We start from the raw sequence: 22179 nt of genomic DNA, 5'->3' as shown, positions 1-22179 counted from the left end.
AAAGTTGAATGGAAAAATTCGGAGACAAAGTCATAGCATTCAATAAAAACCTTCAGTTTTCAGGAGAACTTCCTGAAGGCTTTGAGGCTATGAATCCGTACCTGGACAATCCGGAGACGATGACAGTCATGCAGGAGTTTTATCATAAATACTACAATGATCTGAACAAAAGGAAATTGATGATCGGGATCAATCCAAGCAGACATGGAGCAGGAGTGACGGGTGTTCCGTTTACCGATACCAAAAGGCTTGAGGCTATTTGTGGCATTACAATGCAGTCGGCCCGTACTCATGAAGTTTCCTCGGTTTTCATGTACGATATGATCGCTGAATATGGCGGGGTAGAAGAATTTTATCAGGATGTTTATATCAATTCACCCTTTCCGCTGGCTATTGTAAGAAAAGCAAAAACCGGATGGCTCAATGCGAATTATTATGATGATAAAAAACTCTTTGAAGCCGTAAAAGATTTTATGATCGATTCACTGAAGAAACATATCAGCCTGGGCGTGGATACTTCCGAAGTATTTGTTCTCGGAAAAAAGAATTCAGAATTTATTTCAGCATTGAATAAAGAAGCTCAGTTATTTGAAAAGATGACCGTTCTTGAACATCCAAGATACATCCAGCAGTATAAAACAAAAGAAAAGCAGCTGTACATCGATAAATATATTTTAGCATTGAAAAAATAAATGTTAATTGCATGATGTTGAACAGAACTATTGAACATGACTATCTTTCCTGACCATATAAAATTTAAATACAGCTGGCGTGCTTATCAGAAGAGATTTCTGGATAATCTGGATGAATATCTTGCCAACAATCATCTGCACGTCACAGCACCTCCAGGCTCCGGAAAAACAGTACTGGGACTGGAAGTCATGCTCAGACTGAATAAACCGGCACTCATAGTTGCCCCAACTTTAGCTGTCAAAAATCAGTGGGTTCAAAGATTCTGCGAACTTTTTCTTGATACAGAAACAATACCTGACTGGATATCCACCGATATTAAAAATCCCAGACTTATTACCGTAACTACCTATCAGGGAATTCACGCTGCTTCCGGTCACCCAGAAGATGACGAAACAGAAGATGATAAAAAATCGACAAGGATTTCCTTATCTGAAATGATAAAGAAACTACAAAAGCAGAAAGTAAAAACCTTTATTTTTGATGAAGCCCATCATCTGAAAAATGCATGGTGGAGAAGTTTGATGGAGTTAAAAGCTGTCATAGATCCCACCGTTGTATCCCTCACTGCAACACCGCCTTTCGATGTATCCGGTTCAGAATGGCAAAAATACCTCCAGCTGAATGGTCCTATAGACACAGAGATTTCCGTTCCTGAATTAATGATTGAAGGCGATCTATGTCCACATCAGGATTTGGTGTATTTTACACTGCCGTCCTATGAAGAACAGCAAAAAATAGAACATTACCATTCCCAGGCAGAAGCCTTTTTGAAAGAAATTGAAAATGATGATGTTCTTCTCAATGCATTGGAACAACATCCCGTTTATCAAAATCCAATGGGGAATTTGGAATGGATTTATGAAAACATATCCTCTTATACCTCAGGGCTTATCTATCTTCATTTCAGTGAAAAAGAGATTTCAAAAATTCACTTTGAGATTATTGGTGATCAGCATCAGTATATTCCGGAATTTGATTTTTTCTGGCTCGAAGAACTTCTTGACTTTTACCTGATCGTTGATGAAGTGAATTTTAAAAATAATGAAGAACACCGTACCGCTTTAGGAAACAGATTGAAAAGACAGGGGTTTCTTGAAAAAAAAACCATCAGTTTTTTCAATAATAAAAATGTAAGCCAGATCCTCAATTCCAGTATAGGAAAGCTGCAGGGTATCAAAGATATTGTTGAATTTGAGTTTTTCATTCTTAAAGAAGACCTGAAAATGGTGATCCTTACCGACTTTATCAAAAAGGAATACCTGACTGCCGAGGCGACAAATAATCTCCAGCTGGATAAAATTGGAGCAGTTCCTATTTTCGAAAAACTAAGACGGGACAATCTCCAAAATAAAAAAATAGGCGTTCTGACAGGAGGTATTGTCATCATTCCGGTTTCTGCAAAAGAAAAGATGAATGAACTGTGTATCAGGAAAGGGATATCCGGAATGTCATTTTCTCCGATTACTTACGATAAAGATTATATCCAGATTAATCTTACAGAGCAGATAAAGCATGATATTGTACATATCATCACCGAAATTTTTCAGCAGGGCTACATTCAGGTTTTGATCGGAACTAAAGCCTTACTCGGAGAAGGCTGGGACGCCCCTAAAATGAACACGCTGATTCTTGCCAGTTTTGTGAGTTCCTTTGTCCTTTCCAACCAGATGAGAGGAAGAGTGATAAGAATAGATAAAGACACCCCTCAAAAGACCGGAAACATATGGCATCTTGCCTGTTTCGATCCACAAAGTGAGCAGGGCGGCCAGGATATGGATATTGTCAAAAGGAGATTCAAAACCTTTGTGGGAATTTCAACCCAGGAAGAAACTTCCATCGAAAATAATTTTGAAAGACTCCATATAAAAACCATTGAGAGAGAAGATGAGATTCCATCCATCAATCAGGAAAGTTTTTCTTTGGCTAAAAACAGAGAAGCTTTATCACAACGTTGGAAATCGGCTTTAGATAAAGGTAATATTCTTGTTGAAGAAATTAAGGTTCCTTCCGAAGATATGACGATGGTAAAAGACATGAAGATGACGTATCTCGGAAAAATGACTGCAGATCTTTCCAAAGTGATGATCTCATCTGTTTTGCTCTTCTGGCAAGATCTTCTTTTAGGAATACTGAAGAATATTCAAGGGATAGATTCTGTTAAAAATCTTTCCTGGATCGTATTTCTGTTGGGAGCACTGGGATTGGTGATCTACGGAGGGAAATTTTACCGAGCATTAAAGCAATATCTGAAATATAAGAATGTGGCAGGTCATATGGGGCTCATTGGTGAAATCGTTCTAAAATGCCTGATCTACGAGAGAATCATCACTACTGCTCCTGAGAAAATGAAAGTGGTAAGTTCCGGTGATAAAAATAATATGTTTTGTTACCTGGATGGTGGCAGCTATTACGAAAAATCACAGTTTATCCAGGTTTTGCAGGAAGTAATTTCCAAGATAGATAATCCGAGGTACCTTCTTAAACAGCAAACCCAGCTTTTCTTCACAAAGAAATACATTTATTATCCTGTGCCTGAGGTTTTCGCCAGAAACAAAAAAAGTGCCGATTTGTTTGCAAAATCATGGAGTGAAAAGATTGAGAAATCTGAACTGATCTTTACCAGAACCATTGAAGGACGCCGTACATTATTACAACTAAGATTCCAGTCCCTCCTAAAAAGAAACGGAAGAATAGAGCACCTTCACAAATGGACCCGGTAAAAAACAAAAATCCCCTGAATAATCGGGGGATTTCTTATTTATGCATTAGAATCTTTTTGCAGCAAAAATAGCTTATGAAAAATTTTATTTTTTGATGATCTTGGAAGACCCTGATGATGTTTTGAGGATATAAACGCCATTTGGAAGTTCCGAGATGTCTGCCTGATTGGTTCCTGTCTTCATATCAAGTTTTTTAAGCAGTTTCCCGTCCTGGCTGTAAATTTCGGCCTGTAGATTTTCTTCCGTTTTAATGGAAAGAGGTCCGCTGGTAGGATTAGGATAAATGCTCATCCCTTTTTGTGAAGTAGCAGCTTCGTTCGTTGCCAGTACGATACCTGTGTCTTTTACCCAGGTGAATGCGTCAAGACCTCCGTAGGTATACGCGCCGCCAAGAGTAATCTGAAGTTGATCTATAATTATATTTGAATAATTCTGACCATTAAGATTCGTTAAATCGATTAAGGTGTAACCGTTTGTAGGCGATAAAGAGGTGGCAAAACCTGTACTTTTGGTCTGCGTAAACTTTGTCACTCCTGCAAGTTTACCTGCAACGGTGAGAGTTCCGGAAACAGTTAAGTTAAGATTAGTATCTGATAAGAACATCCAGAATCTGTTTACTTTAAACAAGTTTGAAGAAGTTTTTATACTGAATGATGCTCCTGTAGCAATATTCCCCCCTCCAGAATTATCTATATATCTGTTGTCTGCTGAAGTACCTCCCCATCCGGTTCCTGGATAATTTGCCTGAATATCAAACCCACCCACGTGAGTAAGAATATTGAAGATTACTCCGTTGTCTGTAAAACTCGGGCTGTTTTGAGATTCAGTTTCAAAAACTTCTGTACTTGTCTGCGCAAATGCGAATGTAGAGATGAGCAGACTACAGATTATTAAAAAAGTAGAGCTTTTCATGATTTTAATTTTTTTAGGTTGTTTTATTTTTATACATTTTGATAAATTGAGCTTCATCGTTTTGGGCTAATTTTCATGGCATTTTATTAATGTATTTTGAAAAACAATCAAAATGTACGATAGGCATTTTATTATGGTCTTGAAGGAAAAATTCCCTCAACACAAATAATGTAATTAAGTCCTAAGTAAGGAGACATATTGTTGATGGGTTGATTTTGGCCGATGAAAGTAACCGTACTTGGATGAATCATAGCATTAGGAGCAGCATCTACAAAGCTGGGTACTGCAGCGAAATCTCTGCCGGTACCGGTTCCCGTAATGGCAATGGACGAACTTGATGATGGTGATGAAGAAGTGGCATTGGTGTTAGATACTTTTAGCTGACTGCTGAAGCTTGGTAAGTTCACCGAAAGGAGGGTCGTTTGTGGTGATCCAGACATTTCACCAAGTTGATATGATTGTCCTGTATTAGAATTCCCGGAACCAATAGGATAGCGGCCATTTAGATTAGGTAATGCAAAAGTATTTTGTCCGTCTCCTCCATATGTAGTTCCAATAATTGCGAAAAGCGCAGAATTTTGAGCGATACTTAATAGAGCTCCATTGCATAACAAAAAGCCTTTTGGAGCGAAGTTCCCTGCAAATAATTTGATGGTTCCCATTATTTCTTCCATGATCGTGTAGTTTTTTCAGTTAGTAAATTTGTTTTAAAAAATTATGGTCTTGAAGGATAAATTCCTTCCACACATATAATGTAGTACATCGCTAAATAGGGAGGCATATTATTAATAGGCTGGTCTTGTCCAATGAATGTCACAGAATTAGTATTAATAATAGTATTAGGAGCTGTATCTGCAAAGCTGGGTATTGCAGTGAAATCTCTGCCGGTAGTTGTTCCTGTAACGGCTATCGATGAGTTCATAGAAGGTGTAGAGGTTGTAGCATTAGCTGTTGAAACTTTCAATTGACTCGTAAAACTAGGCAGATTAGACGTTAAGATTGTATTCTGTGGAGTTCCTCCCATTTCTCCTAACTGATAACTCTTTCCTGTGTTAGAATTTCCAGGACTTATTGGGGTACGTCCGTTCAGGTTGGGTAATGCAAAAGTTGTTTGTCCGTTGCCTCCATACGTAGTTCCCAGTATTGAAAAAAGAGCAGTATTACTCTGAATGCTCAGTAAAGTTCCATCACAAAGCATAAATCCTCTAGGTGCAAAGGTTCCTGCAAATAATTTAATTACTCCGATCATTTCGTCCATGATAATAGTTTTTCAGTTATTAAATTTTCCTACTCTGTTTTGGGCTTTTCGGATTCCGCCGGTGGTTGTGAGTTTTTTTTTGATAAGTCAAAGGAACAACATATTAAAAGCCGTTACTAGAGTAGAAAACACCAAATTGGAGAGTCCGTATTTATACGTAATGGGGTTATTTCTATCACGGATCTATAAAAGTTTTATATGGCGAAAAACAGGCGCATGTCAGGCGTACAGTTTAATCTGTAATTTATCTCTCATAATTTTCTCCGGAAGAGCGGTATTTAGTATTTTTGTAAGAATCCAATTAAAATAAAAATGAACGAATTCGTAGCCTCAGAAATTAAAAACAATATCGCCGAAATTACTTTCGGAACACCGAAGAGCAACTCACTTCCGGGTGCCATTTTAGAAAAGCTTGCTCAAACCATCCTGGAAGAAGGAGCTAAAGAGGAAGTGAAAGCTATCCTGGTAAAAAGTGAGGGCGAAAAAGCGTTCTGTGCGGGAGCAAGTTTTGATGAGCTTTTGGCCATTGAAGAATTAGAAGCTTCCACAAAGTTTTTCGGAGGTTTTGCTAAAGTTCTGAATGCCATGAGAAACTGCGGAAAAATAGTGGTAGTAAGAGTTCAGGGAAAAACAACCGGTGGAGGTGTAGGAATTGCCTGCGGGGCAGATTACTGTTTTGCCACTAAAGATTCAGCACTGGCGCTTACTGAGATCAATTTAGGAATCGGGCCATTCGTGATCGGGCCGTACGTAGAAAGAAAGATCGGAAAATCACAGTTCTCTGCCATGGCGATTGATGCTGACTTCAGATCGGCAGAATGGGCAGAACAGCACAATGTTTATCATTCCGTATCTGAAAACATCGCAGAGATGGATTCCAAACTAGACCAATTTATGCAGACACTGGCTTCCAGAAGCAGTGATGCTTTAGCTTTAATTAAAAAAGTGTCATGGGAAGGAACAGATCACTTCAATGAACTGATGCCTGCAAGAATCCATATGAGCGCAAGTTTGATTCTTGAAGACTCTGCAAAGAAAAATATTGAATCTATTAAAGAAAGACTGAGAGCAAAATAATTTTTTGTTGATCATGATGATACAGCCGCTGATTATTTCAGCGGTTTTTTTGTGATGGTCAGTTCAAAATTCACGAATGGAAAGAACGATTAAAAACATCTGCCATAATAAGTTATTTAAATGTCCGGAGAATTCTTTTAGATTAATACCAGTCCAACTCTGTTTTCTTAAAGTTAAGGATTGCATGAATTCGATGGTAAAAAAATAAGTGTAAAATTTTTAAAAATAAATTGGCAGATTCAAAATAAATTATAACTTTGTAATTCAAAGTTCTTTTTATGGATTCAAAAAACTATCACGAAGACTTATCTCATATCCGTTCCATGATGGAGCGGTCTTCCAGATTCATTTCATTGAGTGGGCTGTCCGGGGTTGTTGCCGGCCTTGCAGCATTAATAGGTGCAGGATATGTGTATTTTGTTTTTAAAAGAGAAGGGATTGATTATTTTGATGGCGCCAGGAATATTTTCAGTCCGGCATTGGTGAAAGAACTGGTCCTTATTGGAACTGTTATTTTATTAACGGCTATCTTCAGTGGCTATATTTTCACGGCCAACAAAAGCAAAAAGAAAGGACAAAAGATCTGGGATGCGACAACCAAGCGTCTGCTGTTAACTTTTGCTGTTCCTTTGGTAACAGGCGGGATATTTTGCCTCGCCCTTCTTTTTCATCACCTTTTTGTATGGGTGGCTCCGGCTACGCTTATCTTTTACGGAATTGCGTTAGTCAGTGCAGAAAGATATACGTTGACAGATATCAGATACCTTGGATACTGCCAGATCATACTCGGATTGCTTTCTCTGTTCTTTCTAGGCTGGGGACTTCTATTCTGGACCATCGGTTTTGGGGTTTTACATATTGTGTATGGATTGATTATGCATAAAAAATATAAATAAAAATTGTCATTATCCGGAAATGAAAAAGCTTGTCATCTTGTTAATCCTTATTTTTGCAGCAGTTTTCGGAAGAGCTTTTTGTTTAACATGTTTTTCAGGTATGAAATTATAAAGGAAAGGGAATTCTCTACCATAATAAAGAAACAATAGCCGTAGAACCGGCACTATACGATTATTTCCGTATAGATAAGATAACATTAAAATGATTAAAATCAGCCAACTCAATAAAGAATTCGAAAGCCGTGTAAGATTGGGCATCATGTCCGTTCTAATGGTCAACGACTGGGTTGATTTTTCTGAAATGAAAGGACTTTTAGAAATTACAGATGGTAATCTTGCCAGCCATAGCAATGCCTTGGAAAAGGCAGCGTATATTGAAGTGAAAAAAGAATTTGTAGGAAAAAAACCGAAAACTTCATACCGCGTAACGCAGAATGGAAGGCAAGCTTTTAATGACCATTTGGATGCTCTTGAAAAATTATTAGGAAGATAAACCCTATATTTTTTTGAAAATTAACTTTGAAATGCAAAGTACTTTATAAATTTAAAATTAAATAAAATGATGACACAAAAACAAAAAACACTCACGATTTATGCTCTTCCATTAGTTCTGCTGTGTATTCCATTGATGGGGAATATAATTTCTAAGGAGGTCAATTGGTCAGCTACAGATTTTCTGATCGCAGGAGTTTTACTCTCTAGCACTGCATTTCTAATCAATTTAGTGCGACACAAAATTAAAAAACAAAGCCATAGAATCTTGATCTGCGTTTTCGTATTGATCGTTTTGGCCTTGATCTGGGTCGAGTTGGCGGTAGGGATTTTCGGAAGTCCATTCGCAGGAAATTAAACGAAGATTTTAAATCATACAGGTTTCAGTGATGACAAGAAAAAATTTCATTAAAAGATTAGCGCAGCTTTCTGTGATAGGAGTGTTCCCTGCATTGTATTCCTGGCAGGTAGAACCTTTCTGGGTAGAATTTGTCCAAAGAAAACTTCCGGTTAAAAATCTCCCGGAAACATTAGAGGGAAAGACACTGATGCAGATATCAGACCTGCATGTCGGCGATCGTTTCGACTGGAATTTCCTAATTGATTCTTTTCAAAAAGCTCAGCAGTTCAATCCGGATTTTGTGGTATATACCGGAGATTTTGTGAATCATGGAACCATACAGGAGCAGGAAGATTTAAAGAAAGTAATGATACATGCAGTCCATGGAAAGCTGGCGACATTCGGAATCCTCGGAAACCATGATTACGGGAAGAACTGGGATGATACAGAATGCTCAGAAAATATCTGCCATATTCTTCAGGACTTTGGAATCCATATGCTTAAAAACAGCAGTGAAGAAAGCCATGGACTGAATTTTATAGGATTTGAAGATCTGTGGTCACCTAATTTTTATCCAACACAAGTGATGAAAAATTACCATCCTTCAAAAGCCAATATTGTACTCTGTCATAATCCGGACGCCTGCGACAGAGATATATGGAACGGATATCAAGGTTGGATCTTAAGCGGTCATACGCACGGTGGACAATGTAGAATTCCCGGGATCATCACACCGGTCCTTCCTGTTGAAAATAAAAAATATGTATCAGGGGAAATAGATCTTCAGGATGGAAGAATGTTGTACATCAACCGGGCTATTGGCCATTCTTTCCAGATAAGGTTTATGGTACGTCCCGAAATTACCGTCTTTACTTTAACGCAAGCTTAAAATAGAATCTATGAAAGATCATGAAATTATAAACATTGGAAAATATATTTTCGGATTGTGCTTTGCGCTGGGAAATATCTGCCTTTTCGGTTATCTGATCACAAAGATTGATGACTTTGCTTACCACGGTTTTCTTCTGCTTGTCTTCGGAACAGCTTTAAACTTGTTTGTCGCATTGGGACTATTGATTTATGGACTTGTTCATGAGTCAAAGTCTGATGCCTGCCTCAAAGCTATCGGTATACTGATGATCAATATTCCCGTTGCTATTCTTTATGCCGTAATAGGACTTAATCTGGATGGCTTATGAAAGATCATGAAATTGTAAACATTGGAAAGTTCATTTTCGGATTGTGTTTCGCACTCGGCAATATCTGTCTTTTCGGTTATTTAATAACAAGAAACGATGGCTTTGCAGCAGGAGGTTATATGCTTTTAATTTTCGGAACTATTATCAATCTGCTCCTTGTGATTGGATTATTGGTTTATGGAATTGCAGATCGATCTAAATTTAAACCCTGTCTCAAAGCGATCAGTCTGATAATGATCAATATTCCCGTAGCATATATTTACGCTTTAATAGGACTTAGTCTAATATCTAAATAATACATTATGAAAAAAGTACGTGTTCAATTTCTGCTTTTTGTCTACGATAAAACCCAGAAACTTTACAGAAAATATTTTAAAAAGAAAAAAAGACAATGGCAGTTCAATCAAGAACAGCTACTGCAATTCCAGGAAGATTCCTTGGGAAGGAAACTGGGTGAGTTTTATAAAAAACACGGATTTTCCATGATTCCCAAAATGGAAGACCATGACGTTCATCATTTGATCACCGGATGCGGAACCCAATTTGAAGACGAGATCGCCATGCAGTATCTTCTTTTGGGGAATGGTAAACTTAATGCCCATCTTCTGGCAGCCGTCGTATTAGGAACATTGATTCTTCCTGAATATCTGAAATTATATATAAAGGCATACAGAAAAGGACAGAGCATGAGACCTTTCTATCACTGGGATTTTGAAAGCTTACTGTGGCAGAATTTCGATCACCTGAAAGACTATATCCAGCAGAAAAAACCGACAGTACTCTATTAATGAATGATCATGAAGGAAATAAAATACAGTACACTCGGCAGAAACACTTTTCTGACCTCGTTTCTAGCAGGGACTTTGCTGTTAATAGTTTACCTGATAACAAAAGCACACTTTCTACTGATATTCGGGTTTTATTTTGTGATCATCGCAGCGGTAGCGAATATGCTTGTTTTGCTCTATGAACTTTTAGAATTCCTGACAGATATTCCGGATAAAAAATCCTCCGGAAACTCGGTACTGCTGCTTCTGGTCAATATTCCAATCACCATACTTTATCTCTTTATCATATTTAATTCCAATCCATAAATTTTTCAATTCCGGGATGATTAAATCAAAAATAACACATTACCATAAACCATTAAGATCCTCTAAATCTTTAAATGCTTCAATTTTTAAACCTTAAACCTTTCCATCATGAAAACACATCATCATATATTCCTTACAGCCGCTTTGTTCGTCATTCTATTCTATGATCAGGACATTGGAATGAATCTCGGTATCTTGGGTATCGTCTACGCATTACTGACTTTGTTTAAAACACCGGAAAGAAACAGAACAAGAATCTTTTTGATACTTTTCGTTACAAGTATCCTGTCAAGTCTTGCTTTTATCTGGTACAGAGATTTTCCTTCCTTATTGGCGGTTGTAAGTTCCATTCTTCTACTCGGCTATCGTTCAAGAAACAGGAAACTGAAAATACTTTTCCTGGTCCCCGTTTTTATCATCAACAGTTTTACCTCCCTTTTCAGGTTCTTCAGTTTTGATGCATGGCTGCCTAAAAAAAATATTTCCGGCGTCTGGCAGAAAACATTAGCATTCATCGTTATTCCGCTCGTTTTTATCTCTATATTTTTTGGGATCTATTCTGCGGGGAGTGATCACTTTGCGTCGCTTTTCAGGGATTATGAGCTGGATATTAATTTGTGGCAGCTATTGGGTCTTTCGGTTCTGGGCTTTTTTATCGCATTCAATTACTGGAACTATGCCGTGGAACGATTCATTTACAAAAAGAATCATTTGCTGGATGATGACTTTCAGGACTCATCTAAAATCCAGAAGGCAACCTATTCCTTCCTTGATCTTGATGCAGAAAGGATAAGTGGCGTTATTTCTTTCTTCTGCCTGAATATTTTATTGGTATTTTTCATTATCACCTATAATTACGAACAATTCTATGAAGTGTCAAAAACTCCGGTTCAGCTTTCCGAAGAAACCCATGAAAGAGTGAATGCTGTGATCATGTCCATCGTGATGGCCGTATTGGTGATTATGTTTTATTTTAAATCCGGATTCAACTTTGATCCTAAAGCAAAGCTGATGAAAACACTGGCCAGAATCTGGATCATCCTGAATGCCATTCTTGTCCTTTCTGCAGCAGTGAAAAACTACGAATATATTGTCAGTTACGGATTTACTTACAAAAGGCTGGGTGTGTTTGCTTTTCTCCTGTTGGCGCTGATTGGGCTGGCTCTTACTTTCATTAAAATTCAAAGGAAAAAAAGAAATGCATTCCTGTTCAATGCGGTGCCCTGGTATTTTTATGGAACAATTTTGGCTTGCAGTTATGTCAACTGGGGCGGAATTATTACTTCCCAGAATATGAAACGTAAAGATTTTGCCGTGAACTATCACCTGGAGCAAGTCAGTTTCAGTGAAAGAGGACTGCTGAAGTATGCAGATAAAAAAAATGATTCGCAGCTTAAAAAGAAAGTACTTGAAAAAGTTAAAGGAGAAAAAGGCAAGTCTTTCCTTTCAAAAATCCTTTACTATGAAACATTAAAAGATTAATTATTATGAAAAAATCCTTATTGTTAATTCCATTGATTATTATTTCGTGTAAAAAAGAAGCGAACATATCAGAAACTCCGAATATGGACTCTGCTGTGGTCACAGAAATGCCGGATGCATCTGCAAAAGCAGATTCCGCTGAACTTAGAAAGAAAGACTCAATCATTAACAATGCGCCCGTTACCAAAGAAGTACTGCGAAAAGGTGTGATGAGAAGCGAGAAAGAAGGCCAGATCATAAGAACGGCAGATGCGTCTCAGCTTCCTTTCACACTGGGAGAAGAATTCACAAAAGATGGTCAGGAACTCGTTTTAAAACTGACCCATTATGACAAAACCACTATTAAAGCTAAGATTTCAACGAATGAAAAAGACTTTAATATAAGATTCAATCAGATCAAACTTCCCAACGGAGATTACGACGGTCCTTTCAGTAGAGAAATCATTTACGAGACAAAAGGAAAAGGTGAAGTATGGCTGATCATCGGGAAAAGTAACATGGCTTCCGGCAATACGATAGGAAGTTTTAATGTAAGTGTAGAATAAGTTTTACCTATTTGGTATAGTTTCTGCAAACTCATTACTAAAGTTTTAAAATTATGAAAAATATATTTCTAATGACCGCGGCAGTTTCAGCAGTAGTAGTAAGCTGTGGAACAGTACAGTCGCTGGTTCAGAATACATTTCCTTATACGGCCAATGTTTTGGTATCTACGGGAGTGCCGGCAGATAAAGAAGTTTCTTCCACCTCTACAGCTACAAATGTGCAGACATGGTTTGGAGGAAATAATAACGCAAAGATTAGGGATGTAAGAATTTCAGATGCTAAAATTTCTGTAGTTTCTCCTTCAGGTGGAAATCTTAGTGCTGTAAAATCCGTGAAAGTTTATGTTTCATCTGGTGGAACAGGAGAGAAGTTGGTAGCATCACGTTCCAATATAACAACGGACTCTTCCAGCTTAAATCTGGATCTGAATGATACGGGATATTTAGATGAGGTAGTGAAAAGTTCAGGGCTTACGGTAAGAACTGTGTATGAACTGAAAAATCAGACCACTTCAGATATGAATCTTAAAATAGCTCTTAATTTCAGCAGTATTCCTGCGAAATAATTGTCTAAAAACAAATAAAAAAAACGTCTTTCAAATACTGAAAGACGTTTTCTATTTATATTGGGTTATAATTTGGTGAATTTTTCAACCACTCTTCTTGGTCCTTCAGTGATATTGATGATATATTGACCTACCGGAAGATTTGAAGTATTGATCTTTTCATCAGGAGAAACAGAACCTTTTGCCACTGTTCGACCATGCATATTGATAATTTCGAAATCAAGATTTTTAGCATCATTGCTGTGAATCGCAATAGAGCTGGTAGCAGGATTAGGATAGATCTTAATTTCTAAAGGAGCCTGAATTTTGGTTTTGGCTACAAAACTACCTTCCAGTTGTAATATGGCATTTTTCACATTAGGGAAAGGTCCTATTTTTTGATTGACAACAGTGCCACCCTGAGGAATTCCTGTAGAGATCAATAAGTTTTTCATCGCTGCCGGAGTCAGATACTGACCTGTATTCTGGTAGTAATAAGACTGAATCAATGTCGCTGCAGAAGCTACCACAGGAGTTGCAGAACTTGTTCCGCTAAAATAATTATAGGTTCTGTTGTTGTCGTTGTCATACTTTTGATACGAACCGTATCCAGCTGCCAGAACATTGCTTCCCCAACCCTGTACATCCACTCTGTTTCCGAATGTACTGAAACTCAGTTTGGAATGGGTCGTATTGGGAGAACCAGCACCCACAATAATAGCTCCGCTGTTTCCTCTTGCATTATAGGATGCATAAAAAGGGTCATCAAGATTTTGATTTCCGTTTCCTGCTGCTGCAATAATGATAATTCCGGAGTCGGTAGCCGCTTTGGTTAAATCCCAGATCACACTGTCGTATTCAGCAGGACAATACTGACCGTCTTTTCCACCCGTCTGCATTTCATATAAAATAATATCACCAGCCTGCGACGCATTGATCGATCTGCTTACCGCAGAAGCTCTGTTATACCCAACAGTGGTCCATTCCATGTAGCCTTTTATCTGTGACGCGCTGTAAGCTGCCCCGGAAAGTCCGATGTTATCTTTTACGGAACCTAAAATACTCACCACAGCCGTTCCGTGATCACGGTAATTATTGCCTGATAAACCTGAATTTGGAGTATATCCCGGCTCCAGTTGTATAGAATTTTGATTGGCTAGCATTTCGTGCGTTTTGTAAAAACCATATTCTACATCACGGATTCTGATATTTTGCCCTGTAATTCCTCTTGACCATGCATATTTTGCATTGATCCCAGGATTGTCGTTGAGGTAGGTTTGAAGACTTTCCAGATCAGGAGTAGCCACAAATGCTTTGACAAATGGAGGTTCAATAGGAACACTGCTCATGACAGAGACATATTCTACTTCGGGAAATTTTTCAAGTGTACGGGCCAGTCTTTCAGCGGTCTCGTTGTCTTGCAAAGGAATATTTACTTTAAATATTCGTTTTAGTTTTTCAACAGACTCACCGGAATTACCGTTGGCCCTGCTGTCTTTGATCATTTCTTCAAGTTTTCTGTCACTAAAACCGAGATCATTAATAAATGAAATGTCGTTGATTTTAACAAACTCTGCCAATTCCGCATTTCGGCTGAGTGCTTCTTTTTCAGAAGGAATGTTTTTTGAAAAACATACATAAATGTTTGAATTAAGCTTATCATTTCTACCTGACGGATCCTGACCGAAAGAGAGGAAAAAGCTGAAAATAAATAATGTGAAAAGTCTAATTTCTGTTTTCATAATATCTTATTAAATGGTTGTAAATCAAATATATAATTTAAAACAGAAAAAACATCAAATAAGAATAATAATAAATGAATTTGATTGCTAGATTATTAATTGTAAATGGTAATTCATGAAAACGCGAATAAAATTAATTTAAATCACATTTTTGTGAAATTAAATTTATGATGAAATATTCTCCATATTGTCTTTACGATACCCAAAATCATAATAAGGAAAAAAGAGAATATTGAAAATCTAAGATTATTTAGTCAATATATTTCATCTGAAGAAGGATTCTCCTGATATGACCAGTAATGAACTTATTGTTGTTGGTCAGCCAGATAATAGAAATATTTTTTTCAGGGATCATGATGAGGTGGGATTTAAAACCGCCCTGATCACCGGAATGTTCTATAACGTTTACCGTTTCTTCTGTTTTTGTATTAGCATAAAAACCTTGATGAACAAACCAGGTTCCTGTATGATAGACCGGTTTTTCACCCTTCCAGCCGGATGGATTATATGCCGTTTTTGAAGCCTTAATAACAGAACAGTCAGCAAACTTACACTGATTAATGGCGGTAATGTATTTTTTAAGGTCATCGATGGAACTCCATACCCCTCCGTTTCCGGCAGCAGTAAAAGTGGGGTATTCGCCATAGTCATATTCCTGATATATTTTATCTTTCAAAATATAACCATGAGCTACATTTTTATCAGGGAAGCTACCATCTGTGATACGGCTATTTTTCATTCCCGCAGGTTTAAAAATGTTTTGATTGATGAAGCGCTGCCATTTCATACCGCTTGTTTTCTCAATCACCATTGCCAGTCCGTTGTAAGCCGGATTTGAATATTCGAATTTTGTTCCCGGTTCAAATTCCAAAGTGTTGGTAGACTTCAACGGACTGAAATTTTCTTCATCCCTGGCTGTAAGGTAAAAAATACTGTCTTTATTCACATTTCTCAGGTCAGGAAGCCCGGAACTGTGGGTGAGGACGTGGCGGAGCTTAATCTTGGCGGCAATCTCTTTATTCTTGAATTCTGGAAAAAATTTCAGCAGATTGTCATCAGTCGAAAATTTGTGCTGATCCTGAAGAATCAAAATTCCATACGACACAAATGTTTTAGAAATAGAGCCCAGGTTTGAAACGGTTTTGCTTGTGAATTTATCCTTGGTTTTCAGATCAGCTAGCCCAAAAGAATTTTCGTACAGAACTTTATTTCCCTGTTGAATTAAAATGGCACCGCCTGGTTCATCCGCTTTAAATAAATCTGAAAATGCAGAATCAAGTTTTGATTTTAAAATTTCTTCACGACTCTGTGCATAGCCAATGAAATGCAAGCTAAAAGTTAATAAAAGTCCTGATACTAATTTAAAATACTGAAACATAAATAGAGTTTTTTTTAAGCCTATAAAGCCTACAAATTATAGAGATCATCATTCTCCTTATGGTAAAATACTTTCCTGTGGCCTTGAATCAAATATTCAATACCGATGCTATCCTTTGAGAGATTGACAAGTTTTGCTTTCTGAATAGGAGGATTCGGATCATGCTGATCTTCTAATGTATTTTTCAGAACCTGTTGATATGGTGTATCATAAAGCTGCTTTTCTATAAGACCTTCGTTTTTGTAGACCTGGATCTTGATTTTAGAAAGAGCTCCAGGTCTTGTTCTTTCAATTCTATAGGTGTTATCAAGCTGGATTTGTTGAAAATCGTCAGCCGTAGAAAAATAATAGACGATTCCAAAAAAAGGGATCATCATAGGAATGATACTCAGGAGCATCAAAGCCACAAGCAATATTCCATATATTTTGGCGGTTTTCTCTCTCCAGAACCAAATGACTGTCAATACAGTACATAAAAGCCAGATGATATTGATTGCTTTATCAGTATAATATCCCGCAAAGCTGTAGCGATTAAAATTTAGAACAACCCCGGTTATAAAAATAGCGGTTAATGCAATATAAATGCTGAACAGGATTTTGTTCTTCATTGTCCGGCCTGTTTTCAACTTTTTGTGATGGAATCCATGGCGATTGTTACCGGTCCGTCATTGATAAGAGAAACCTTCATATCTGCCCCGAAAATCCCGCTTTCGGTCTTTAATCCGGATTTGGCTATTTCTTCTTTGAAATAATCGAATAGGGGAATCGCTTTATCAGGTTTGGCAGCTTTGATGAAAGATGGGCGGTTGCCTTTTTTATAGTCAGCAATCAAGGTAAACTGGCTGATGCACAGGATTTCTCCCGAAATATCCTTTACAGAAAGATTAAGTTTATCCTCTTCATCACCGAATATTCTTAAGTTTAAGATCTTCTGGACAAGCCAGTCTGCATCGGCTTTTTTATCATTCTCATCAATCCCTGTCAGCAGCATCAGTCCTTTTCCAATCTCCCCAACAATTTTTCCATCTACCTTTACGCTGGCCTCAGAAACTCTCTGTATAACGATCTTCATTTTAGTAATAAATATTTAAAGTTTTAGTGGCAGGATCATAGTTGTAAAGATAGGTTTTAGGCGGAAGGGAAGTTTTTGCTCCCGTCTCCGGCTGACCTGTTCTCAGGATCCATCTGGTATTATCTTTAGGGCAAAGAACACTGATATCGTCTTTAACTTCAAGGGTTGTATTGGCATCAGGACAGATATGGGGGGCGTTTCTGTCATAGACTTTGAAGGTATCTCCAGCACGGACTATGATTAGACCTCTTGTTCCGGACTGCTGTTCGTTTACATAAATCCAGCCTCCGTCATAGTTAAGATTGTTGTAAGCAGGAAGGTTCAGGTTTAAGGTTACATTAATAGGGTTGTCGGGAAAGCAGCTGACGGTATCTTCTCTGCTCCCACATGAGTTTATGGTTAAATTGCTGAAAATCAGCAGGGTTGAAATAGAGACTATTGATAAAGTTTTTTTCATTTCAATTTAAATTTTTATATATTTGTAAAAGTTAAACGATATAACACGTAATACATTGTCCGGCAAATGTCGGATTATTTTTTTATACCAAACCTAAATTTTGAAAATTATGGCAAGCTATGTAACAAAGGAGGGACAAGAGAAAATGAAAGCTGAGCTGGAACAGTTAGAAACTGTAGAAAGACCAAAAATTACCATGCAGATCGCAGAAGCAAGAGATAAAGGAGATTTATCTGAAAATGCTGAATATGATGCGGCTAAAGAGGCTCAAGGTATGCTTGAAATGAGAATTTCAAAGCTTAAAGATATTATTTCAACTTCCAAGATCATAGATGAAAGTCAATTAGATACTTCAAAGGTCTCCATCCTTACCACGGTAAGACTTAAAAACAATGCAACCAACCTGGAGCAGGTGTTTACATTGGTGCCTGATAATGAGAGCGACCTTAAGACGGGAAGAATTTCTGTGAATACACCAATCGCAAAAGGATTACTTGGAAAAGTAATAGGTGAAACAGCGGATATTACACTGCCAAACGGAAACAAACTGTCTTTCGAAGTATTAGAAATTACTTTATAATCTAAGTAAGAAATCCAGAACTTAACTTCTAAAAATATGAGCAGTATATTCACAAAAATCATTAACGGCGAAATTCCCTCATACACCATTGCTGAGGATGATAATTTTATAGCATTCCTGGACGCAATGCCTTTGGTGAAAGGACATACACTTATCGTTCCTAAAAAAGAAGTTGACCTGATCTTCGATCTCGAAAGTGAAGAATATAAAAACCTTTGGGGGTTTGCACAGCAAATCGCCAAAAAAATTAAAAATGCAGTGCCTTGCGTAAGAGTAGGAGTAGCTGTAGTAGGACTTGAAGTTCCACATGCTCACATCCATCTTATTCCCTTAAACAAGGTGGAAGATATGAACTTCAAAAATGAAAGACTGAAATTAACAGACGAAGAATATAAAGAGATCCAACACTCAATTATTAATTCTTAAAAAGCATAAAATCGTAAAAAAGAAATTTTTTACGATTTTCTTTAACATATATAATATAGTATGAATTCAAACCAATGTTCATTCTGTGGTAGAAAAAGAAATGAAGTACAGATGCTTATTTCTGGACAGAGCGGATTTATCTGTGAAAACTGCATAGAACAGGCACACGTTATTGTAAAAGACAGTGTTTCTAAAACAGGGTCTTCTTCTCCTGCAGAAAATATAGACGAACTTAAGAAACCAAAAGAAATCAAAGAATTTCTTAACCAATATGTTATTGGACAGGATCAGGCAAAAAAACAGCTTTCGATCGCGGTATACAATCATTATAAAAGACTTCTTCACGCTAAAGATGAAAACAGGGAAGTAGAACTGGAAAAATCAAATATCATTATGATAGGTGAGACCGGTACAGGGAAAACTCTTCTGGCAAAAACCATTGCTAGAGAACTTAATGTTCCTTTCTGTATCGTAGATGCTACTATTCTGACAGAGGCAGGGTATGTAGGGGAGGATGTGGAAAGTATCCTTTCAAGACTTCTTATGGTGGCTGATTATGATGTGGAAAAAGCAGAAAGAGGAATTGTATTTATTGACGAAATCGATAAAATTGCAAGAAAATCAGATAACCCAAGTCTTACAAGAGACGTTTCAGGAGAAGGGGTACAGCAGGGACTACTGAAACTTCTGGAAGGAAGTATTGTCAATGTTCCGCCTCAGGGAGGAAGAAAACACCCGGACCAGAAATACATCCAGGTAAATACTCAGAATATCCTGTTTATTGCAGGAGGAGCTTTTGATGGGATCAAAGAGATCATCGAAAGAAGAATGAACAAACAGGCGATAGGATTCAGCTCTGAAAAGATCAATAAAACTGATGAAGAGGAATATATCCTGACTCATATTAATGCGATTGATCTTCGTACTTTTGGATTAATTCCTGAGCTTTTAGGCAGATTCCCGATCATTACCTACCTTGATAAATTGACTAAAGAGACTATGGTAAGAATCATGAAAGAACCTAAGAATTCAATCATCAACCAGTTTGTAGAACTGTTCAAAATGGACGGTGCCAATTTGGTTTTCACAGATGGTGCCATTGAAAAGATCGTAGAAGAAACTATTGAAAAAGGATTGGGCGCCAGAGGCTTAAGAGGAACAACGGAAAAAGTACTGGAAGATTATATGTTTTCAATAGGAGAAGAGAAAGAAATTATATTAACGGAAGATAATATTTTTGTTAAAAAATAAAATATTTTTTTTTCTACCAAAAAAAATCTTACCTTTGCGGGTGAAGATTGTATTAACACACAAATAATTTATACAATGAGAAAAAGTTTATTTGCTATAGGTCTTTTAGCAATTAGTTACTCTGTTCAGGCGCAGATATTATGTCATGTTGACACTAATGCTAATATGTATGTGAGCGAAGGCACCCTTGTTTATAGTGGTGGAGGTGTTCAGACAAAAGGTAATGGCCTTTTGGACGTGCACGGAAATGTCATGGTTGTAGGTGCAGCCGGAGATGCTTTTAAAACAATTGATACTGGCGGTGGAGATAAAACCGATGGTGGAAATATTATTTTAAGGCTTAATACTCCTACGGCTACCGACGACGTATCTACTTATGGACAGTTATATGTTGATGGTTTAAGCCAGGGACAGATTACTGGAGTCGTAAGTAAAGAATTCAGAACCAAGAAGCATGGTGATGGAAATTTTTATCAGCAGGTGGCAATGCCGTTCTCTGGTAAATCTTTGAATACATTATCCACTGAGCTTGGTAAAACATTCGGAACTGTAAGAAGAAGCCGAAACGAAATCTTAAAATGGAACAACACAGCAGCTGTTGCCGATTTTACGGATTTAGCTGTTCCTACTAGTGATGGTACCACATATTATATGCTGGGATCTGCCAATAATAATTTGGACACAAGTAGCGCGCTTCGTACCATTAATGGTCGCCCTTATACTACACTAGCAAGCAGCACAACACTTCAAAACGGAGGGAATGTTAGTTTCGGTGCAAGTGGGAATGCGATCAATGGCTACAATGAAAGGTATAATACCTATCTACAGGATCAGTTCGAAGTGTCAATTACTCCTTGGGCCAACACATATGGTAAAAATATTTACCAGTTTGGAAACCCTTTCTTAACTAATCTTGACCTGTCAAGAATAGGTTACACAGAAGGAGGAGGTACAGGAGGAGTTAGTGACGGAAACAACATCTCTAATATATGGGGTGTGAGATATGATCCGGGTACAGTAACTGTAGGGTCTCAAGGAAATGCATACAGTTCAGGAGCATTAATTCAGACTTACACTACTCCAGGAGGAGTTCCTGTCGGAGATATTGGAATGATTATCAAACCAATGCAGACTTTCGTATTGAAGTTAAGAACTTCTGCTGCGCAGACTCTGAATTTTAATACCCTTAGAAGATTTAACCAAACCGTAAGAGCTGAAACAACTGACTACAGTGTTACTGCTGCAAAAAATGGCAGTAAAAGCATTGAAGGAACTGTAAAACAACTTGGTGTAATTGGTTTAGACGCTAATGGAAAAGAAATAGCAAGAACGTATTATGTAGTTTCGCCTAATTTTACTACGGGTCACCAGACTTCTGTAGCCAATACAGTTCAGGCAACGTCTACAAGTGAAAACATGATCGGTACATTTGAAGAAGCTTTAAATGGAGGATATGATACGAATTATACAGGTCAATATTGGTTATACATCAACGAAGCCAATGAAAGTAACTTTGCTGGTAAAAATGTTAAACTTGTAAATTACAAGACGGATAAAGTAAAATCTTATAAATTTGAAATAAGAGAAAACGGACAGTTAGTTCCAGCAGGAACTCACCTACTTTCTGCAGGTATCGGCTTCTATTATAAAGCATCTAACGGTACTGTACAGCAAGCAAAACAGGGAGGTATTGCACCTAACGCTGTTTCATCTTATGATTTATATTACGGTGAACCAAGTAATGTGGTGTTAGCAACGAAAGATGCAACCACTACACCTTCAAGAACAATGGTGGTATACAATCCAGAGATTACCAACTACATTGTTAGATTCGATCCAAACTGGAAAAAAGCAGATATTGAAGTTTATGATATGAGTGGGAAACTGGTTATCTCTAAAAAAGCAGTGGATGCATCTAGGGATTTTGTAATTGAGCTTAACGGCGCTATTAAAAATTCTTACGTTGTAAAAATTGTTTCTGATAAGGGAGAAACTGTTAACACTAAAATCTTAAAATAAA

The 22179-nt window shown here is 37.5% G+C and carries 25 protein-coding genes; 17 read left to right on the top strand and 8 right to left on the bottom strand.

Annotated elements, in window-relative coordinates; translation table 11 throughout:
* Window positions 1–8 precede the first annotated feature (8 nt).
* Window positions 9–692, top strand: a complete 684-nt coding sequence (locus tag HHL23_RS10690; RefSeq protein ID WP_169234798.1) for an SMUG2 DNA glycosylase family protein — start codon at window positions 9–11, stop codon at window positions 690–692.
* A gap of 36 nt (window positions 693–728) precedes the next feature.
* Window positions 729–3413, top strand: coding sequence for a DEAD/DEAH box helicase family protein (locus HHL23_RS10685; RefSeq protein WP_169234797.1), 2685 nt, complete (start codon window positions 729–731; stop codon window positions 3411–3413).
* Between the two features lie 84 nt (window positions 3414–3497).
* On the opposite strand, the gene HHL23_RS10680 is transcribed toward HHL23_RS10685, so the two are convergent.
* From HHL23_RS10680 to HHL23_RS10670, 3 genes are all read right to left on the bottom strand, one after another.
* Entirely contained in the window at window positions 3498–4325 is an 828-nt protein-coding gene (locus HHL23_RS10680; protein WP_169234796.1) for a T9SS type A sorting domain-containing protein, read from the bottom strand.
* Window positions 4326–4456: 131 nt separating this feature from the next.
* Window positions 4457–4999, bottom strand: coding sequence for a phage tail protein (locus HHL23_RS10675; RefSeq protein WP_169234795.1), 543 nt, complete (start codon window positions 4997–4999; stop codon window positions 4457–4459).
* A gap of 41 nt (window positions 5000–5040) precedes the next feature.
* Entirely contained in the window at window positions 5041–5583 is a 543-nt protein-coding gene (locus HHL23_RS10670; protein WP_169234794.1) for a phage tail protein, read from the bottom strand.
* A 312-nt stretch (window positions 5584–5895) separates the two neighbouring features.
* Between HHL23_RS10670 and HHL23_RS10665 the strand changes: the two genes are divergently transcribed.
* From HHL23_RS10665 to HHL23_RS10615, 11 genes are all read left to right on the top strand, one after another.
* Window positions 5896–6660: an enoyl-CoA hydratase/isomerase family protein gene (locus tag HHL23_RS10665; protein WP_169234793.1), complete on the top strand. Its 765-nt coding sequence runs from the start codon at window positions 5896–5898 to the stop codon at window positions 6658–6660.
* 278 nt (window positions 6661–6938) lie between these two features.
* Entirely contained in the window at window positions 6939–7556 is a 618-nt protein-coding gene (locus tag HHL23_RS10660) for a hypothetical protein (protein WP_169234792.1), read from the top strand.
* Between the two features lie 202 nt (window positions 7557–7758).
* Window positions 7759–8049, top strand: coding sequence for a winged helix-turn-helix domain-containing protein (locus tag HHL23_RS10655; RefSeq protein WP_169234791.1), 291 nt, complete (start codon window positions 7759–7761; stop codon window positions 8047–8049).
* Window positions 8050–8437: 388 nt separating this feature from the next.
* Window positions 8438–9277 carry a metallophosphoesterase gene (locus HHL23_RS10650; protein ID WP_169234790.1) on the top strand — a complete coding sequence of 280 codons (840 nt, stop codon included), beginning with the start codon at window positions 8438–8440 and terminating at the stop codon, window positions 9275–9277.
* Window positions 9278–9287: 10 nt separating this feature from the next.
* The gene (locus HHL23_RS10645) at window positions 9288–9587 is read left to right on the top strand and encodes a hypothetical protein (RefSeq protein ID WP_169234789.1); all 300 of its coding nucleotides are present in this window, start codon (window positions 9288–9290) and stop codon (window positions 9585–9587) included.
* Window positions 9584–9883: a hypothetical protein gene (locus HHL23_RS10640; RefSeq protein WP_169234788.1), complete on the top strand. Its 300-nt coding sequence runs from the start codon at window positions 9584–9586 to the stop codon at window positions 9881–9883. Before HHL23_RS10645 ends, HHL23_RS10640 begins: the two co-directional genes overlap by 4 nt.
* 6 nt (window positions 9884–9889) lie before the next feature.
* Window positions 9890–10375 carry a Coq4 family protein gene (locus tag HHL23_RS10635; protein ID WP_169234787.1) on the top strand — a complete coding sequence of 162 codons (486 nt, stop codon included), beginning with the start codon at window positions 9890–9892 and terminating at the stop codon, window positions 10373–10375.
* A 9-nt stretch (window positions 10376–10384) separates the two neighbouring features.
* Window positions 10385–10681, top strand: coding sequence for a hypothetical protein (locus HHL23_RS10630; protein ID WP_169234786.1), 297 nt, complete (start codon window positions 10385–10387; stop codon window positions 10679–10681).
* A 108-nt stretch (window positions 10682–10789) separates the two neighbouring features.
* Window positions 10790–12163 (top strand): DUF4153 domain-containing protein, encoded by a 1374-nt coding sequence (locus tag HHL23_RS10625; protein ID WP_169234785.1) that lies wholly within the window; start codon window positions 10790–10792, stop codon window positions 12161–12163.
* Between the two features lie 5 nt (window positions 12164–12168).
* Window positions 12169–12708, top strand: coding sequence for a hypothetical protein (locus HHL23_RS10620; protein ID WP_169234784.1), 540 nt, complete (start codon window positions 12169–12171; stop codon window positions 12706–12708).
* 53 nt (window positions 12709–12761) lie between these two features.
* Window positions 12762–13274: a hypothetical protein gene (locus HHL23_RS10615; protein WP_169234783.1), complete on the top strand. Its 513-nt coding sequence runs from the start codon at window positions 12762–12764 to the stop codon at window positions 13272–13274.
* 65 nt (window positions 13275–13339) lie between these two features.
* On the opposite strand, the gene HHL23_RS10610 is transcribed toward HHL23_RS10615, so the two are convergent.
* From HHL23_RS10610 to HHL23_RS10590, 5 genes are all read right to left on the bottom strand, one after another.
* On the bottom strand, window positions 13340–14995 hold the full coding sequence (locus tag HHL23_RS10610; RefSeq protein WP_169234782.1) for a S8 family peptidase: 1656 nt from the start codon (window positions 14993–14995) through the stop codon (window positions 13340–13342).
* Window positions 14996–15245: 250 nt separating this feature from the next.
* Window positions 15246–16373: a serine hydrolase domain-containing protein gene (locus HHL23_RS10605; RefSeq protein ID WP_169234781.1), complete on the bottom strand. Its 1128-nt coding sequence runs from the start codon at window positions 16371–16373 to the stop codon at window positions 15246–15248.
* Window positions 16374–16402: 29 nt separating this feature from the next.
* Window positions 16403–16981, bottom strand: coding sequence for a hypothetical protein (locus HHL23_RS10600; RefSeq protein ID WP_169234780.1), 579 nt, complete (start codon window positions 16979–16981; stop codon window positions 16403–16405).
* Between the two features lie 14 nt (window positions 16982–16995).
* Entirely contained in the window at window positions 16996–17445 is a 450-nt protein-coding gene (gene dtd, locus HHL23_RS10595) for a D-aminoacyl-tRNA deacylase (protein ID WP_169234779.1), read from the bottom strand.
* 1 nt (window position 17446) lies between these two features.
* On the bottom strand, window positions 17447–17902 hold the full coding sequence (locus HHL23_RS10590) for a hypothetical protein (RefSeq protein ID WP_169234778.1): 456 nt from the start codon (window positions 17900–17902) through the stop codon (window positions 17447–17449).
* Window positions 17903–18011: 109 nt separating this feature from the next.
* On the opposite strand from HHL23_RS10590, the gene greA reads away from it, so the two are divergent.
* The 4 genes from greA (at window position 18012) to HHL23_RS10570 (ending at window position 22178) form a co-directional block, all read left to right on the top strand.
* On the top strand, window positions 18012–18482 hold the full coding sequence (gene greA / locus HHL23_RS10585; RefSeq protein WP_169234777.1) for a transcription elongation factor GreA: 471 nt from the start codon (window positions 18012–18014) through the stop codon (window positions 18480–18482).
* 36 nt (window positions 18483–18518) lie between these two features.
* Window positions 18519–18908: an HIT family protein gene (locus HHL23_RS10580; RefSeq protein ID WP_169234776.1), complete on the top strand. Its 390-nt coding sequence runs from the start codon at window positions 18519–18521 to the stop codon at window positions 18906–18908.
* Window positions 18909–18968: 60 nt separating this feature from the next.
* Window positions 18969–20159, top strand: coding sequence for an ATP-dependent Clp protease ATP-binding subunit ClpX (gene clpX, locus HHL23_RS10575; protein WP_169234775.1), 1191 nt, complete (start codon window positions 18969–18971; stop codon window positions 20157–20159).
* Window positions 20160–20234: 75 nt separating this feature from the next.
* Window positions 20235–22178 carry a T9SS type A sorting domain-containing protein gene (locus HHL23_RS10570; protein ID WP_169234774.1) on the top strand — a complete coding sequence of 648 codons (1944 nt, stop codon included), beginning with the start codon at window positions 20235–20237 and terminating at the stop codon, window positions 22176–22178.
* Window position 22179 lies beyond the last annotated feature (1 nt).

The organism is Chryseobacterium antibioticum (assembly GCF_012927325.1).
Classification (GTDB): Bacteria; Bacteroidota; Bacteroidia; order Flavobacteriales; family Weeksellaceae; genus Chryseobacterium; species Chryseobacterium antibioticum.
The sequence above is the reverse complement of the archived record's forward strand: the minus strand, read 5'-3'. Positions and strand labels throughout refer to the sequence as shown.

Bases quoted from the DNA above. Each gene is read 5' to 3' on its own strand.
- HHL23_RS10690 (WP_169234798.1), top strand. From the start codon at position 9: ATGGAAAAATTCGGAGACAAAGTCATAGCATTCAATAAAAACCTTCAG.
- HHL23_RS10685 (WP_169234797.1), top strand. From the start codon at position 729: ATGACTATCTTTCCTGACCATATAAAATTTAAATACAGCTGGCGTGCT.
- HHL23_RS10680 (WP_169234796.1), bottom strand. From the start codon at position 4,325: ATGAAAAGCTCTACTTTTTTAATAATCTGTAGTCTGCTCATCTCTACA.
- HHL23_RS10675 (WP_169234795.1), bottom strand. From the start codon at position 4,999: ATGGAAGAAATAATGGGAACCATCAAATTATTTGCAGGGAACTTCGCT.
- HHL23_RS10670 (WP_169234794.1), bottom strand. From the start codon at position 5,583: ATGGACGAAATGATCGGAGTAATTAAATTATTTGCAGGAACCTTTGCA.
- HHL23_RS10665 (WP_169234793.1), top strand. From the start codon at position 5,896: ATGAACGAATTCGTAGCCTCAGAAATTAAAAACAATATCGCCGAAATT.
- HHL23_RS10660 (WP_169234792.1), top strand. From the start codon at position 6,939: ATGGATTCAAAAAACTATCACGAAGACTTATCTCATATCCGTTCCATG.
- HHL23_RS10655 (WP_169234791.1), top strand. From the start codon at position 7,759: ATGATTAAAATCAGCCAACTCAATAAAGAATTCGAAAGCCGTGTAAGA.
- HHL23_RS10650 (WP_169234790.1), top strand. From the start codon at position 8,438: ATGACAAGAAAAAATTTCATTAAAAGATTAGCGCAGCTTTCTGTGATA.
- HHL23_RS10645 (WP_169234789.1), top strand. From the start codon at position 9,288: ATGAAAGATCATGAAATTATAAACATTGGAAAATATATTTTCGGATTG.
- HHL23_RS10640 (WP_169234788.1), top strand. From the start codon at position 9,584: ATGAAAGATCATGAAATTGTAAACATTGGAAAGTTCATTTTCGGATTG.
- HHL23_RS10635 (WP_169234787.1), top strand. From the start codon at position 9,890: ATGAAAAAAGTACGTGTTCAATTTCTGCTTTTTGTCTACGATAAAACC.
- HHL23_RS10630 (WP_169234786.1), top strand. From the start codon at position 10,385: ATGAAGGAAATAAAATACAGTACACTCGGCAGAAACACTTTTCTGACC.
- HHL23_RS10625 (WP_169234785.1), top strand. From the start codon at position 10,790: ATGAAAACACATCATCATATATTCCTTACAGCCGCTTTGTTCGTCATT.
- HHL23_RS10620 (WP_169234784.1), top strand. From the start codon at position 12,169: ATGAAAAAATCCTTATTGTTAATTCCATTGATTATTATTTCGTGTAAA.
- HHL23_RS10615 (WP_169234783.1), top strand. From the start codon at position 12,762: ATGAAAAATATATTTCTAATGACCGCGGCAGTTTCAGCAGTAGTAGTA.
- HHL23_RS10610 (WP_169234782.1), bottom strand. From the start codon at position 14,995: ATGAAAACAGAAATTAGACTTTTCACATTATTTATTTTCAGCTTTTTC.
- HHL23_RS10605 (WP_169234781.1), bottom strand. From the start codon at position 16,373: ATGTTTCAGTATTTTAAATTAGTATCAGGACTTTTATTAACTTTTAGC.
- HHL23_RS10600 (WP_169234780.1), bottom strand. From the start codon at position 16,981: ATGAAGAACAAAATCCTGTTCAGCATTTATATTGCATTAACCGCTATT.
- dtd (WP_169234779.1), bottom strand. From the start codon at position 17,445: ATGAAGATCGTTATACAGAGAGTTTCTGAGGCCAGCGTAAAGGTAGAT.
- HHL23_RS10590 (WP_169234778.1), bottom strand. From the start codon at position 17,902: ATGAAAAAAACTTTATCAATAGTCTCTATTTCAACCCTGCTGATTTTC.
- greA (WP_169234777.1), top strand. From the start codon at position 18,012: ATGGCAAGCTATGTAACAAAGGAGGGACAAGAGAAAATGAAAGCTGAG.
- HHL23_RS10580 (WP_169234776.1), top strand. From the start codon at position 18,519: ATGAGCAGTATATTCACAAAAATCATTAACGGCGAAATTCCCTCATAC.
- clpX (WP_169234775.1), top strand. From the start codon at position 18,969: ATGAATTCAAACCAATGTTCATTCTGTGGTAGAAAAAGAAATGAAGTA.
- HHL23_RS10570 (WP_169234774.1), top strand. From the start codon at position 20,235: ATGAGAAAAAGTTTATTTGCTATAGGTCTTTTAGCAATTAGTTACTCT.